The 14,149-nt window shown below is 60.4% G+C and carries 16 protein-coding genes; 11 read left to right on the forward strand and 5 right to left on the reverse strand.

The genetic code is table 11. The annotated features are described in order from the left end of the window. Nucleotides 1-35: 35 nt before the first annotated feature. Nucleotides 36-1,247 carry a cytochrome P450 gene (locus tag ABIE33_RS20690; protein WP_429128813.1) on the reverse strand — a complete coding sequence of 404 codons (1,212 nt, stop codon included), beginning with the start codon at nt 1,245-1,247 and terminating at the stop codon, nt 36-38. A gap of 111 nt (nt 1,248-1,358) precedes the next feature. Here ABIE33_RS20690 and ABIE33_RS20695 point away from each other — a divergent pair, with 111 nt between their 5' ends. Then, a complete protein-coding gene (locus tag ABIE33_RS20695; RefSeq protein WP_429128940.1) occupies nt 1,359-2,297 on the forward strand; it encodes a LysR family transcriptional regulator in 939 nt (312 codons plus the stop codon). Between the two features lie 403 nt (nt 2,298-2,700). On the opposite strand, the gene ABIE33_RS20700 is transcribed toward ABIE33_RS20695, so the two are convergent. Both ABIE33_RS20700 and ABIE33_RS20705 read right to left on the reverse strand, forming a co-directional pair. Continuing rightward, a complete protein-coding gene (locus tag ABIE33_RS20700) occupies nt 2,701-3,126 on the reverse strand; it encodes a DUF4168 domain-containing protein (protein WP_429128943.1) in 426 nt (141 codons plus the stop codon). 325 nt (nt 3,127-3,451) lie between these two features. Further along, nucleotides 3,452-4,024, reverse strand: coding sequence for an Lrp/AsnC family transcriptional regulator (locus ABIE33_RS20705; RefSeq protein WP_429128814.1), 573 nt, complete (start codon nt 4,022-4,024; stop codon nt 3,452-3,454). Between the two features lie 48 nt (nt 4,025-4,072). On the opposite strand from ABIE33_RS20705, the gene ABIE33_RS20710 reads away from it, so the two are divergent. Beyond that, nucleotides 4,073-5,245 carry an MFS transporter gene (locus ABIE33_RS20710; RefSeq protein WP_429128816.1) on the forward strand — a complete coding sequence of 391 codons (1,173 nt, stop codon included), beginning with the start codon at nt 4,073-4,075 and terminating at the stop codon, nt 5,243-5,245. A gap of 332 nt (nt 5,246-5,577) precedes the next feature. Here ABIE33_RS20710 and ABIE33_RS20715 read toward each other — a convergent pair whose 3' ends face one another. After that, nucleotides 5,578-6,333, reverse strand: coding sequence for an SDR family NAD(P)-dependent oxidoreductase (locus ABIE33_RS20715; RefSeq protein ID WP_429128819.1), 756 nt, complete (start codon nt 6,331-6,333; stop codon nt 5,578-5,580). A gap of 233 nt (nt 6,334-6,566) precedes the next feature. On the opposite strand from ABIE33_RS20715, the gene ABIE33_RS20720 reads away from it, so the two are divergent. The 7 genes from ABIE33_RS20720 to ABIE33_RS20750 all read left to right on the forward strand — a co-directional run bounded on the left by ABIE33_RS20720 (nt 6,567) and on the right by ABIE33_RS20750 (nt 11,795). Further along, nucleotides 6,567-7,157 (forward strand): L,D-transpeptidase, encoded by a 591-nt coding sequence (locus ABIE33_RS20720; RefSeq protein ID WP_429128822.1) that lies wholly within the window; start codon nt 6,567-6,569, stop codon nt 7,155-7,157. 122 nt (nt 7,158-7,279) lie between these two features. Further along, the gene (locus tag ABIE33_RS20725) at nt 7,280-7,414 is read left to right on the forward strand and encodes an ABC transporter (protein ID WP_429128825.1); all 135 of its coding nucleotides are present in this window, start codon (nt 7,280-7,282) and stop codon (nt 7,412-7,414) included. A gap of 128 nt (nt 7,415-7,542) precedes the next feature. Further along, the gene (locus ABIE33_RS20730; RefSeq protein WP_429128828.1) at nt 7,543-8,127 is read left to right on the forward strand and encodes a hypothetical protein; all 585 of its coding nucleotides are present in this window, start codon (nt 7,543-7,545) and stop codon (nt 8,125-8,127) included. A 77-nt stretch (nt 8,128-8,204) separates the two neighbouring features. Beyond that, nucleotides 8,205-8,786, forward strand: a complete 582-nt coding sequence (locus ABIE33_RS20735) for a protein-S-isoprenylcysteine O-methyltransferase (protein ID WP_429128944.1) — start codon at nt 8,205-8,207, stop codon at nt 8,784-8,786. Between the two features lie 10 nt (nt 8,787-8,796). Further along, nucleotides 8,797-9,582 (forward strand): hypothetical protein, encoded by a 786-nt coding sequence (locus ABIE33_RS20740; RefSeq protein WP_429128830.1) that lies wholly within the window; start codon nt 8,797-8,799, stop codon nt 9,580-9,582. Beyond that, nucleotides 9,579-10,472, forward strand: coding sequence for an SDR family NAD(P)-dependent oxidoreductase (locus ABIE33_RS20745; RefSeq protein WP_429128832.1), 894 nt, complete (start codon nt 9,579-9,581; stop codon nt 10,470-10,472). The genes ABIE33_RS20740 and ABIE33_RS20745 overlap by 4 nt, the downstream gene beginning before the upstream one ends. Before the next feature lie 336 nt (nt 10,473-10,808). Further along, nucleotides 10,809-11,795, forward strand: coding sequence for a TerC family protein (locus ABIE33_RS20750; protein WP_429128834.1), 987 nt, complete (start codon nt 10,809-10,811; stop codon nt 11,793-11,795). 125 nt (nt 11,796-11,920) lie between these two features. On the opposite strand, the gene ABIE33_RS20755 is transcribed toward ABIE33_RS20750, so the two are convergent. Continuing rightward, nucleotides 11,921-12,157 carry a DUF6500 family protein gene (locus tag ABIE33_RS20755; RefSeq protein ID WP_429128836.1) on the reverse strand — a complete coding sequence of 79 codons (237 nt, stop codon included), beginning with the start codon at nt 12,155-12,157 and terminating at the stop codon, nt 11,921-11,923. A 228-nt stretch (nt 12,158-12,385) separates the two neighbouring features. On the opposite strand from ABIE33_RS20755, the gene ABIE33_RS20760 reads away from it, so the two are divergent. Further along, complete coding sequence (locus tag ABIE33_RS20760; RefSeq protein WP_429128947.1) at nt 12,386-12,781, forward strand: MarR family winged helix-turn-helix transcriptional regulator; 396 nt, start codon at nt 12,386-12,388, stop codon at nt 12,779-12,781. 38 nt (nt 12,782-12,819) lie between these two features. Further along, nucleotides 12,820-14,115, forward strand: coding sequence for an MFS transporter (locus ABIE33_RS20765; RefSeq protein WP_429128838.1), 1,296 nt, complete (start codon nt 12,820-12,822; stop codon nt 14,113-14,115). Nucleotides 14,116-14,149: the final 34 nt, after the last annotated feature.

The following is a 14,149-nucleotide window of genomic DNA, read 5'->3' on the forward strand; positions in this document are numbered from 1 at the left end:
GGGTGCTGTCGTCATTGGCAACCGCCATTCCCCGCTCAACGCTTGAACAAGGGGGTGCGAACGTGCCCCGAAGTGGCGTATGTCAGCGACGCTTCGAGTTTCTCGAAAGGAAGGCCTCGGCGAAGCAGATGAGCGACCGCGACCTCGACGATCAGGGGTGCGAATTTGTCGGCGGGACAGGCATGCATGCCGGCACCGAATTCGAGATACTTTCTTTCCACCCGCGCGATATCGAAACGATCCGGATCCGGGTTTAACGCAGGGTCCCGGTTGGCCGCCGCCAGCAATACGATGATCATCTCCCCCTCACACAACATATGGCCTGCGATCTTCCCGTCACGCGCCATGAAGCGAAAGGTGCTGTTGGTGACGGGATCACACCGCAAAACCTCCTGAATGAGCGGTCGCAGCAATGTCGGATCCGCAACGACCTGCGTGCACAGCGCCGGTTGGCGCGCCAGCGCCAGGAGCGTCGATCCGATCAGAGACGCCATCGCGACGTAGCCCTGAACCAGGTAACCGATGGCGTTGACGATGACATCAGCTTCATCGTCGCACCCGACCCGCCTTGCCTCGTTTGCCAGGGCGTGAAGCAACGGACCGCACTGTTGACTGTCGTGGCTAATGCTTGTGACGAGGTCGAAAAGCGCCTGAGCGCCGTGATGCCCCCGCGCGAGCAGTTCTGCTGTCAATAAGGGGATCCCTGTTGCCGCAGCCGCGGCGGCGGCGCCATAATCACCGAGCCACGTCATCACATCGTCGAAGCTGCCTTGAGGAATGCCGAGCAGTTGCGCGACGACCTGCACCGGCAACGCAAACATGAATGTCATCGTTTTATCCACCCTGAACATTTCTTGTGCGTCGCCGTCGAGTTGCAAGGCACGCCGGTGCGCAAGGGCTGCAACCTGCCTGAGATCAACGCCACGCAAGGCGCTTGCGACCGCCCCCCTCAACTTGTCACCGACGTCGTCATCGCGCAGACGCACCAATCGCCCAAATATCTGAGCGGCCGCGCCACCCAGCAACGCTTCGGGGATCGGCTCGCTCAAGGGGCGCGTGAGGCAGATCTTGCTGGTCAGAACCTCCTTAACTGCCGCCGCGCTCGCAGCCACCCACCAGCCGTTTGCCTCATCATGAAAGAACGGCCGCTCTCGCGCCAAACGCCCATAGTAGGCGTAAGGGTCGCGATGAGATGGTGCAGCACGAACATGCTCCGGGTCAGTCAAAGCCGATATCATCGTGTTCATGGCGATACTCCTCCGGTCGCGCTGATAGGCCTCTTTGTCCCTTAATGTTCCTTGCCTTTGCATTTGTCCAAGTTATAGTATTTCTGATAGCGATCAGTTCTATGCATGGCTATGGACAGCGAAGCACTGCTCACATTCGTGACCATCCACCGGGCCAACGGGTTCTCGCGCGCCGCTGACATTCTCGGCCGCTCGCAGCCCGCCATCAGCCGGCGCATTGCCCTGCTCGAACAGGAACTGGGCGTGCCGGTTTTCGAGCGCGCCGCCGGCGGTATCGTGTTGAGTGAAGCGGGCCGCACGCTGTTACCACATGCAGAACGTGTACTTGCTGCGCTCGGCGATGCGTCGAGTGCGATCAAGACGATGCGTACCGACGTCGTGGGACGTGTCGCGATCGTCGCTGTCGGCACACTCGCAGGCACGAACCTGACCGCGGTTCTCAAACACTTCACGGCCGAGCATCCCGGAATCGAATTGGCGATAAGCACCGCGACCAGCGCCGAAGTCAGCGACCTGGTTCGGCGGGGTGAGGCGGCGATTGGTCTACGCTATCTGCTCGACATCGCGCCGGACCTCATCTGCGAACATGTCGCTTCGGAACCCATGGCCGTCGCCTGTCACACCGACCATCCCCTGGCGGGCAAGGAAATCAGATCTCTGTCTGAGCTGCGCCACGAGACGTGGTTCGCTTTCCGTAATGCTTACGATCAGCGCGAAACGTTCGCCGACAACATCTTTGCCCAGTTTCAGGCGCGCGGCGTCGGCGAAATCCGCTGGTCGGCCATAGACAGCCTCAATGCGATGAAACGCCTGGTCGAAACCGGTCTTGGCATCGCGTTGTTGCCGGAAAGTGCAATCGATGAGGAGAGGCGCGCAGGCTCGCTCGCCACGGTCGGGGTTGCAGACCTGATCGTCGCAAATCCTGTCTATGCGGTCACGCGTCGCGGCGGTTATCTCAGCCCTGCCACGCTTCGTCTGCTTGAACGTCTGCGGGCCTCTCCCGGTTTCACGCACAGGGCTGGCCCGCAGCGACAAAGCGCGACGGATTGAGCCTCGCAAAACGCTGGTTAACGACCTGGACCGCGAGGCGGCCGATGCCGCTGCCAATCGGGGCGCGAGGTCACACAGCCGTCAGCATGGCCTGCGACGTAACGAACGATGATACTTGCTCGGGCTGGTGCAGGGAGCCAAGCGCCGATTCGGCAAGCTAACTATACTCGTCAGCAACGCGGGCGGTGGCGTGCAGGAACTGGATTAAGACCGGGCTCTCCGCCGTGGCCTTCGGGCCATGGCGACGTGTTCTTTGCCCTTCGGCACTTAGAGGCCGGACGAACGTCAGTCCCCGCCAATCGGCGGGCACTGATATCTTATGCCGAAAGACAGCAAGGAACCGGAATTCGAAGATTCGCCGGCTGCGGCAATCTCGCGCGATCCGGCGCCTCGCGCGCTCAGCTTACTGCTGGGCTGGGGGCGTGGTGTTTTGAATTTTTTCCTGAACCTTCTTGGCCAAAGCCGGGTCGTTTTGGGCGGCTGTCAGGATCGTGGAATATTCCTCGACCGAAATGGCGGGCGACGATTCAACAGCCTCCACCATCTCCTTGCTGGCTTCGGTCTGCAGCTTCTCCTTTGCCGCGGCGTCCGTTGTTGCTTCTATCTTCGCGGAATACGCCTGCCTGACCTTGTCGACCTGGAGGTAGGCGACGGCAAATGCCTGGATCTTCTGATCGCTGACGGTGGCATCCGTGCCCTTGCCGACCTGCCCCTGAGTCGGCTGCGTCTCTTGTGCCTGGGCCATTTCCAAGGCGGACGCCGAACTGAGGGCGGTGAAACTGAAGAGTGTGGCGGTCAGCGATGCAACGAGTGCGTAACGATTGATCATGTCCATTCCTCTAAAACGTGCCAGGCAGCGGTACAGCGCCTTGTTCATTCGCCCCAAACCGGAGCGCGGCATGGACAATGAAACCTTCGAAAGTGCCAGGTGGGGCAACGGCAGGGCAATTTGCTGACCATTGAAAGGCAGCTTTGTGGCTTTCGCCGAGAGCCGAAAACGCTACCGCTGGCCCTGCCCCGCGAAAACCTTTGCTGCGCGACTGGCTCTTAGCTGCAAGTGCGATCGTCGGCCGCCGCCGCTGTTGGCGACCCGGCACGCTGCGGATATCGAATGTCCAAAGCGCACCGTTTGCGTGCGCCAAGGTCGAATTGCCTCATCTGCCGCGTCCGCGATGGTCGTTGAACGCAGCGGTGCCAAATTCGACGTTCTTGGCAAGCGCCGGCCATTCGCTCGTCACGCCCGGCAGCACCGGTCGCTCCAGATAGGTCGAAAGCACGACATAGCTCCGGGTCGCCTTGACGCCAGGCGTGTCATACAGGCGCGCCAGTAGTCCTTCCAGCGCATGCGTGCTCTCCGTGCGCACCTTGAGGAGCATGCAGGTGTCCCCCGCCACCGAGTGCACTTCCTCCACTTCCGGATGTTCTTCAATAGCGAGCAACGCTGGCGTCTTGCCCCAGCCGGTGGTGTCGACATGAACGAAGGCAAGCAGGGTCTTGCCGACGGCCTCGGGATCGATCAGCGCCGCAACGCGACGAATTGCGCCAGAGCGCCTCAGGCGCTTTACGCGCTCGTGCGCGGCCGGTGGCGATAGTCCAACGCGGTCGCCGAGTTCGGCGTAGCTCATGGTCGCGTCCTCGACCAAGGCGCCTAATAGCTTTCGGTCCATCGCATCCAGATCACGTTCGGGCTTACGTTTGCGCCGAACCTCTTCTGTATTTTGGTCCATTCTGATGTTTCCTCTTGTGGCAGAATGACATTCTGCAATCATCGCTCGATGACGAACACGGATCAACATATTTCGACTGAACGTGTCGAGTGCTCCCGCATTCCTCCGTTTGCCTTCGTGTTAACGACCTGCATCGGCGTTATCGGGTCGAACTCTCTGGCGCTGGGGCCGATCGCGCCAGAAGTTGCACGCAGTCTTGACGTGGGCGCTCCGGTCGTCATGACGGCATCGGCCGTCTTTGGTCTCGGCACGGCGGCGAGCGCCATCTTCCTTGGGCGCTTCATAGATCGCTACGGTCCGAACCGAATGCTTGCACTTGCGTTGCTTCTGCTTGCGATCGGGCTTGGCGGCAGCGCAGCCGCCCCGGCACTTCCCTTCCTGGTGGCGACCCAGTTGCTTGTCGGGATTGCGGCCGGCATCGCGCTGCCGGCCATCTACACGCTGGCAGCCATTGTCGCGCCTGCGGGACGCGAGAGCGAGACCATTGGCCTGGTGCTGACGGGCTGGACGCTGAGCATGGTCGCAGGTGTACCGTTGTCGGCGGCTATTGCCGATTTCGCCGGCTGGCGCGTGACCTTCCTTGTCGTCGCCGCGGCCGCCCTTATCGCATGGGCAGCAGTGCGGATGTCCGTCGTTCGGGATGCGCCTCAAGCAGCCGCTTCGTCACCGTTGACGGCGCTCAGCGTTCGTGGGGCCGTGCCGCTTCTTTCCGCTTGCGCCGCTTTCATGGCCGCCTTCTATGGCGTCTATGGCTATATCGGCGATCATCTCCATGCCGTCTTGGAACTGCCCCTCAGCGCCAACGGCTTCATTGCTGCCTTCTATGGGGTCGGTTTTGGAAGTGCCGCCTTCCTCGACCGTCTGATCGATCGCCTCGGTGCCGGCAAATTACTGCCGCTCATCTTTCTCGTTGTCGCTGCAGTCTACGTTGCGATGGCAGCAGCCAGCGGTTCCTACGAAGCCATGCTCGTCGTTGTCTTCTTCTGGGGGCTTGCCAACCACTTCGGGCTCAACGTGCTCATCATGCGGCTAACGGCGCTCGACCCCATCCGGCGCGGCGCCATCATGGGATTGAATAGCGGCGTCACCTATCTTGCCCTGTTTGGCGGCACGCTTGTCTTCGGAACTGTCTATTCTGGAGCCGGCTTCTTTATCTTGCCGATCGCGGCCGGCGGCCTGATGCTCGCGGCAGCGCTTTGCGCCGCTCTGTCACCACGCTAGCAGTCTTTCGCCGTCGGCCGCCGCGGGCCTTTGACGGCCGTCACTCGAATGTCATGGTCAATTTTCTGGGCAAACTGTTTGCCCTGGAAGGTACTCTGACAAGAGGCATAGCCACCGCCAACCTCAAGATGGCGAAGATCCTGGAAGTATCCGAAGCCGCCCACCCTTGGCGGCTGTACCTGGAAAATCTGAAACAACTGAGGCGGTCTTCCTTGCCCAGCAGCAAACAAGTGCGGTTAAGCGTCCTCCGACCGCGACCTGTCAGCGTACGTTTAACGAACCGATCTCTCAGGCGACTTGGCTTACGGGCGCAAACAGCCGAAGCGCTCGATCTAGTGAGCGGTGTAAGCACCATCCACCAGGTGATAGCTGCCGGAGATGAAGCTGGCTTGTTCGGACAGGAGAAAACACACGAGCGCTGCGACTTCGTCCGGCGTGCCGCGTCGGCCCATGGGCTGAAGCGCATCCAAGCGTCGGTTGCTTGTCAACTCGGACTGCTCCGATAGCAGTGGGGTTTCGATCAAGCCGGGCCCGACAGCATTGATACGCACGCCCCTCTTTGCGTACTCGATCGCGGCGACCTTCGTCAGGCCGACAATCCCGTGCTTGGCTGCGGTGTATGCCGATGCGGTCGGCAGGCCGACGGAGCCCAGAATTGACGACATATTGACGATCGATCCGCCACCCTGCGCAGCCATGGCGGCGATCTCGTATTTCATGCAATAGAACACGCCGTTGAGATTCACGCTTATCAGCCTGTCCCAATCCTCTACCGGGTAATCGGCCGTCGCCCTTCGGACACCGTCGGTCCCAGCATTGTTGACTGCCAGATGCAGCCCCCCATGTGTCTGGACAACGGAGTGAACCAGATTCTCCACTTCGCCGGCCTTGGCAACATCGACCACCAAGGGAAAGGCCGTGCCGCCGGAGGCACAGATCTCAGCGGCAACCGCATGCGCCGCATCGGCATTGATATCCGCCACCACGACTTTCGCCCCCTCTGCGCCGAGCTGGCGGGCAACCGCCGCACCTATCCCAGACCCTGCGCCGGTTACAAGCGCGACTTTACCGGCGAAGCCAAGCTCCATTCTGTGTATCCTTATTCGAGAGCCCAATCGACCAGAGACGGACGCAAGCTGCAAGCAGTTTCATCAATTGTACGTGCTTTGTCAGCCTGCGCCAGCGAAACGCGAAGTGCAATGGCCTTTACTCTTCCTGCACTACTAGTTTTCGCCTTCGAAAAACGAAGAATAGCGACTTGGCCAACGAACGCTTGGGTGTTAAAGACGAAACAGTGCTCACCGATTACTAGTAGGTGGATATGAACAGTGACCGCGTTACCCGGCGGGCGATCCTGCTCGGCAGTTTGGCTTTAACGGCATCTGGATGCACATCAACGGCGCAACGATTTAGCGAGCCCATCCTTTCAGCATTCGGAGGGGGGCCATCTTCGCGCTATCGACGCCGGAATGTGGGCTATGACGGAAACGAACCCCCTGGCACGATCGTCGTCAACACCGAAGAACGCTACCTCTATCTGGTTGAAGGCGGTGGTCGGGCCATCCGCTACGGCGTCGGTGTCGGCGAAGAGGGGCGCACGCTCAAGGGCCTGGCGTCAATCGGGCGCAAGGCCGAGTGGCCCTCGTGGAGGCCGACCGAAAGCATGATGCAACGCAAGCCGCATCTACGGCAATATGCCGGCGGCGTCGGCGGCGGGATGCATAATCCGCTTGGCGCAGCCGCTCTTTATCTCTATCGCGGCGGGCAGGATACCATGTTCCGGCTCCATGGAACAAACGAACCTTGGACGATAGGTCAGGCAGTATCGAGCGGATGCGTCCGCTTGACCAATGAGGATATCGTCGACCTGTACAACCGAACTCCCGTTGGCACCAAGGTTCTTGTCATCTGATCAAGCTTTTATGCTCAGCGATGCAAATTGTGTTCTTTTTGCACTAGGCGTGCGCGAAGAACGCCCTATTAATATAAGCGTTGCCTTCGATTCCCATTCCGCATAGAGGAGAGGACTTCTTGATGAGCAGAAATCTAATCATGATCGTTACCTTGCTTTCCGTCGTCGGCCTGAGTGGTTGCGATACTATCGGCAAAGGCAAAGGTAAGGCACCGCCGCCGGTCGAAACGGCCGAACCAGCACCGGTCTATAAATAGCTTGAACTTCTGATGGGTGGGGAGGGCTAGCGCCCTCCCCACATCATCCCAACCGGTCGGATCGGCCGCAAGGCTGCAAGGCTCGCCGGGCTTGTGCTCATCGGAGTTCAAGGAGAAAATCCACAGTGATGCCGCATATGATTGGTCGCTTAACGCTCGTGGCAATGCTCGCGTTTGCGGCGGCCGCCTGCGAATCAACAGATAAAAAGCCCGAACCGCGTTTTGTCTCGAGTACCAGCGGCGCACCTGCCGTGCGTGCGGGCGCAGTGCGGGAAGCTGGTTACTTTATCGAATTCAGATCCCGTTACGCCCTGAGCTACGGCCATACCTATGTGATCTTCGGGCGCACGAATCAGTCGGGAGCGATGATCGCCCCCGAAGTCGCGGGTCTTGCACCGGCGACATCCAGCGCGACACCTTATGTTCTCGGTCACTTCTTGCCCGTACCAGCCGAAACCGGTGCCAGCGACGGTGACCTTGAGGAGGAATACAGGTCGGCAAGCTGGCGCGTCATGCTGACCGAAGCGGAGTACAACAAGACCGTTGCCTACATCAGGCAGCTTAAAGCCAAATCGCGATTCTGGCAGGCGTCGGTGTATAACTGCAACGCGTTCGTCGCGGACATCGCGCGCTCGATGGGATATAAAACACCCAGTATCTGGCTCAGGCCGCAGCAGTTTGTGACCAAACTTCGGCAGATGAACGCGGGCTAATGAAATTAATTCAAAGACTTGCGTCCGGTTGTTCGCAGATCGCAGAAAGGCTTCGGTGACTTGAAGTGATCATATCGATGGCCGCTCTGGGCAAAATCGTGTGGGTGATCGGCATCATCGCCTGGTACTTTATTCGCGTACCGTTCGAACGGCGGGCAAAGCGCGTGCGGGTCGTCAGCACCCGCCGCTCGCCGCTGGACATGTTCGGGCTTGCGTCCGGTCTCCTAGGCCTTGCAATCATCCCAGGTTTCTACGTTGCGACCGGAATTCCGGCTGCCGCCGACTATTCCGCCCGTCCGTGGGCAGTGGTGCTCGGAGCAGTCATTTTCTTTTTTGCCCTGTGGTTTTTTCGCCGGACTCATAAAGAACTCGGTCGGAACTGGTCGATCACGCTTGAGATTCGTGACAAGCACGAGCTGATCTCCGGCGGACCATACGCCTATGTTCGCCACCCGATGTACACGTCCTTCATGCTGATGGGCCTTGGTCAGGCCATGCTGCTGTCCAATTGGGTGGCGGGACTGGCGGGCCTGCTCGGGTTCGCGGTGCTCTTTTTTCTCAGGGTGGACAAGGAGGAACGTATGATGCTGGAGATTTTCGGTCCGCAGTATCGTGACTACATGCAGAGGACCAGGCGAATCCTCCCTTACCTCTATTAAAGGTGACATGATGCGAGGCCGAGCCATCAAGCTTTCGGTGCCACGGCGCCTTGTCGGAGATCTGATGCGGTTTTCGATCGGGGTGCCCCGCGTTACCGTTCAGCGGCAAATGAACCTCGACCCACTGCAAAGGGCGAGAATCGCCCAGGCCAGCAGACCGTCCTGGACCGTGCTGTTCTTGAAAGGATACGGGCTTCTTTGTCGGGAGACGCCGGAGTTCCGGCGTGCATACGTCAAGCTTCCCCGACCGCATCTCTATGAATACCCGGAAAGCGTAGCGTCGATTGCGCATGAGCGCGAGCATGACGGCGAGCGGGTGGTGCTGCTCAGCAAGATCAAATCTCCGGAGCGCCTCCCGATCCCTGAGCTGGGCGCCCTGATCGATTCGGCGCGGTCGCGCCCGGTGGCGGAAATAAAGGAGTTTCGGCGCGCCCTGAAGATTGCCCGCATGCCGGGCCCGATCCGTTGGCTGCTCATGTGGCTGGGGCTCAATCTCGGCTCGCGGCGCGCGCACTACTTCGGCACCTTCCAACTCTCGGTCTATTCGGGCCTCGGGGCGGAATCGCTCAATCCACTGACCCCCCTCACCACCCTCCTCAACTACGGCCCCATCGCCGCGGACGGCACGGTCACCGTGCGCATCCATTACGATCACCGGGTCATGGATGGTGCCAACGTCGCGCGCGCGCTGGAGCGCTTCGAAGCGATCCTGAACGGTGAGGTCGCCGAGGAAGTGTCGGGTCTTTCTCAAGGCGAAGCCGTACACACGCCCTTGCTGTCGCGGAAGACCACATGATGGTACAGGCTGAATTGCGACCGGCGGTCGTGGTCATCGGCGCCTCGCGCGGCATTGGCCGGGCGATCGCCAAAGTTGCTGCGCGAGAAAAAGAACCCGTCGTACTCGTCGCGCGATCCCACGAAGATTTGGTGGCAGCGGCGAGCGAGATTGGGGAGGCCGGCGGCGAAGCATTCGTGCTGGACCTCGACCTGTTCTCGACCGATGCGGCGGCGCGCCTGGGGGATTTTCTGACGGCAAACAACCTTTGCTGCGACGTCCTGGTCAACAGTGCCGGCTACGGCTTGCGGGGGGCGGCAACGACACTCCCCGTCCAGGATCAGTTGGGGATCATCGACCTCAACATCCGCGCGCTCACCGACTTGTCCCTTCATTTCCTACCGGGGATGGTGGGGCGCGGGCGCGGCGGCGTGCTCAACCTCGGCTCCATTGCCGGCTTCATGCCCGGCCCTAACATGGCGCTTTACTACGCCAGCAAGAGTTACGTGCGCTCCTTTTCCGAGGCTCTTCACCAGGAGTTACGCCGTACCGGCGTCACGGTCACATGCGTTGCTCCCGGCCCGGTGTCGACTGAATTCCTCCAGCGATCCGGCGCCGATCGCGTGCCGCTTTTCAAGGTCCTGCCGAGGCTTGATGCCGACTATGTCGCCGAGCGCGCTTGGCGCGGGTTCAAGTCGGGGCGCCGTCTCGTCGTGCCAGGAATCTCCGCCAAACTCGCGGCGTTTGCCGCAGCATGGCTGCCATCCGCAGTCATGCTGCCATTGATTGGCCGATTGCAACGTCGCAGCAACGATCCCTGCCCTTGTGGCTCCGGCATGAAATTCAAGGATTGCTGTGGCGCTCGTTCGCGACGGGATGGCTTGCGGCAAAACACCCCTGCAAGCCGCTGATGGTTTGACACCGTCGAAAAATGCGCTTTCGGGTCTCCTCGGGATACGGAAACCAATGTGAGGGATCGGAAAGAGCTGTTTGCGAATGCGCCCCACGGCACCATGAGCGTCAAACGCCTCAAAAGTTGGATGTGTTCGATGATCGCGGAGTGACTGGCGATGTCGGAGGATGCAGTCGACGCGTGTACCAAAAAAGCGTTGCCTGACACTTGAAGGCCACTCAGCGCCCTCCCACCTATCGAGCAACCCGCTGGTCCGGGCCCCTCTGGTGAGAGCTTCCGGCGCTCTTGCGATGTCGGACCTCATCCGACATATGCGCCGGCGGAGCTTTATTCCGTGGAGACTTCCCTTTTGTTTATCGATTGGCTGGGCAAGCCGATCTGGATGTGGCTCAGCTTCATCACGCTGGTCATCGCTATTCTGTCCTTCGACCTTGGCGTCCTGCAGAAGGAAAACAAGGAAATCGAGGTTGGCGAGAGCATCAAGCTCTCGGCGCTCTACATCTCGCTTGGCCTCGTCTTCGGCGGCTGGGTCTGGTGGTATCTGGGTGCGGACGCAGGTCTCGCCTACATGACCGGCTTTGTCGTCGAAAAGACGCTCGCGCTCGACAACGTCTTCGTCATCGCACTGATCTTCTCGTTCTTTGCCGTGCCGCGGCTCTACCAGCATCGGGTGCTTTTCTGGGGCATCCTCGGCGTTATCGTCCTGCGCGCCATCATGATCGGCGTCGGCGCAACGCTCGTCGCTGAATTCTCGTGGCTGCTCTATATCTTCGCTGCGTTCCTGGTCGTGACCGGCTTGAAGATGCTGTTCATGAAGGAAGCCGAGCCTGACATCTCCAACAACGCGCTGGTCCGTTTCATGCGCAGCCGCTTCAACGTGACGGAGAGCCATCACGGCGAACATTTCTTCGTCAAGCAGGCGGACCCGAAGAGCGGCAAGCTGGTCTGGTTCATCACGCCCCTGTTCATGGCCCTCGTGCTCATCGAGGTAGCGGACGTGATCTTCGCCGTCGATTCGGTGCCTGCGATCTTCGCTATCACCACCGACCCGTTCCTCGTCTACACCTCGAATATCTTCGCTATCCTCGGCCTCAGGGCGCTCTATTTCGCACTGGCCGCAATGATCCACCGCTTCCGCTATCTGAAGCCGGCCCTGGCCGTGGTTCTGATCTTCATCGGTTCGAAGATTTTCGTTGCCGATCTCTTGGGCCTGGAAAAATTCCCGGCGGCCATGTCGCTCGGCATCACCTTTGCCATCATCGCAAGCGGCGTGATCTGGAGTTTGGTGAAGACGCGCGGGGAACCGGTTCCTGCGGAATAAGTCTCGGTAAGGCGACCTCAGTCAACCCGAGGCGAAACGCCGGGAGGCTGCCCGAACGGGCAGCCTATCCATTCCAGTGAAAAACATCGAACGCGGGTGCCCCAAAGAGTGCCCGCGGTTCACGTTTATGAGATGGGTGTCTGCTCGCTCAACGCTGCAACCATGGTGCGGATTTTCGTCGCCTTCTCGAAATGATCGAGCCGATGGGTCCTGATCCACCATTCGGCCGCCTCCATCAGAAGCTCCGGGTCATCGTTTTTGTTGGCAAAGAAGGCATAGAAGGAGAGACCGACTCCTGGCCCTTTTTCGGCGATCTTCCGATTGCAAACTTCCAATATCTTTTGCTGCAAGGCGGCTCTCATGGTCAGGCTCCAATGCGATTTGCTGACAGTCTCTGGCGCAGGGTCGTCTTCGCCCTGCCGCTCCAAAGGCTCCGTCCAAGGCGGAGGTCTTAGCTGCAGCCGGTCGGGCTGCGCAATCCTTGACGGCGTGCCGCAACTCATCGGCCCGATTGGTATGTCGTTACCGGCTCCTGGGCTGCGGCCAACACCGAGCTTGACGTCGGATCATTGCGTGTATATACACGCAATATGTCCTATTGTTATTGCATCCTCCTGCGCAAGGCCTCGAGACGCGTGACGTCGCTCTACGACGAGGCGCTTGCACCCATTGGCGTCAATCTCGCGCAGTTCAGCCTGCTCAGAAACATCCAGAGGGCCGAGCCCATCTCGCTGACGGATCTGGGGCATCGCACGGAACTCGACCGTTCGACGGTCAGCCGGAACGTTAAGGTCCTGGAAAAGATGGAGCTGGTTGCGATGACCAACGGCCAGGATCAAAGGGAATCGGCTGTCGAACTGTCCGACAAGGGGCGGCAGGTCCTCAAGGACGGCGCTCCACTCTGGGACGGCGTTCAGACGGCGATCGAGGCCAAGCTCGGCGATGAAGCCTCTGCACAATTGACGGCCTTGCTACAGGCTCTCTGACAAATTCAACACAATCGATCGACGGAAGGAAATGGCCGATGTTCGGACCGGTGCTTGCGCGCTATCTCGCCAAACGCGACATCCATTATGGCTGGGCTGTCGCGGCCGTCACGTTCCTCGTCATGCTGGCGACAGCCGGCGCGATGGGGTCCGCGGGCGTTCTGATCAAGCCGCTCGAAACAGAGTTCGGATGGTCGAATGCCGAGATCTCTTTTGCGCTCGCCATCCGCCTCGTGCTCTTCGGCCTGCTCGGACCGTTCGCAGCAGCCTTCATGAACCACTTCGGCGTCAGGAAGGTCGTATCCGCGGCGCTGGTTCTCATCGTCAGCGGCATCATTGCGTCGTTCTTCATGACGCAGTTGTGGCAGATGGTGGCGCTCTGGGGTGTCGTTCTCGGCGTGGGCACGGGCATGACCGCGCTGGTGCTCGGCGCCACCGTCGCCACGCGCTGGTTCGACAAAAGGCGCGGCCTCGTCGTCGGTTTGATGACGGCCAGCAATGCCACCGGGCAGCTGGTGTTCCTGCCCCTGCTTGCCTCCCTCACCGAAGCGATCGGCTGGCGCACGGCACTGACCGTCGTCATCGCCGTGCTCACATTCGCCTTCGTCCTGGTGCTGCTCTTCATGCAGGACCGGCCGGCCGACGTCGGTCTGGCGCCCTACGGCAGCCGGGCGATCGTGCCGGCCCCGGCGCAAAAACAGAGTTTCGGAGCCTTGTTGCTCTCGCCCTTGAAGGCGCTGCGGGATGCCTCCCGTACGAACACCTTCTGGGTGCTGTTTGCCACCTTCTTCGTCTGCGGCTTCAGCACCAATGGCCTGATCCAGATGCATTGGGTGTCGATCTGTGGCGACGTCGGCATCGCCGCCGTCGGTGCGGCCGGCTTTCTCGCGTTGATCGGCGTGTTCGACCTCGTCGGCACGGTCTTTTCCGGCTGGCTTTCCGACCGCTATGACAATCGTTGGCTGCTCTTCTGGTTCTATGGTCTTCGCGGCCTGTCGCTACTGTTCCTGCCCTTCAGCGGGTTCAACTTCTACACCTTGTCGATTTTCGCCATCTTCTATGGCCTCGACTGGGTTGCCACCGTGCCGCCGACAGTGAAACTGTCGGCAGAACGCTTCGGTGCGGAACGGGCGGCACTGGTCTTCGGCTGGGTGTTCACCGGTCATCAGCTTGGCGCGGCGAGCGCCGCATTCCTCGCAGGTGCCAGCCGCACGTCGCTTGAGACCTACACACCGGCGCTCATCGCCGCCGGGCTGTTGTGCATCGTCGCCGCACTGCTGGTTTTGACCATCGGCAAGCGTGCCCCGGCAACCCTCATGCCGCAGGCGGCCTAAGAGGCTTGTCTTTGCCGGCCACGGTTTTCAGCCG

It is taken from the genome of Ensifer sp. 4252, from assembly GCF_050434565.1.
In the GTDB taxonomy this organism is placed as follows: Bacteria; Pseudomonadota; Alphaproteobacteria; order Rhizobiales; family Rhizobiaceae; genus Ensifer.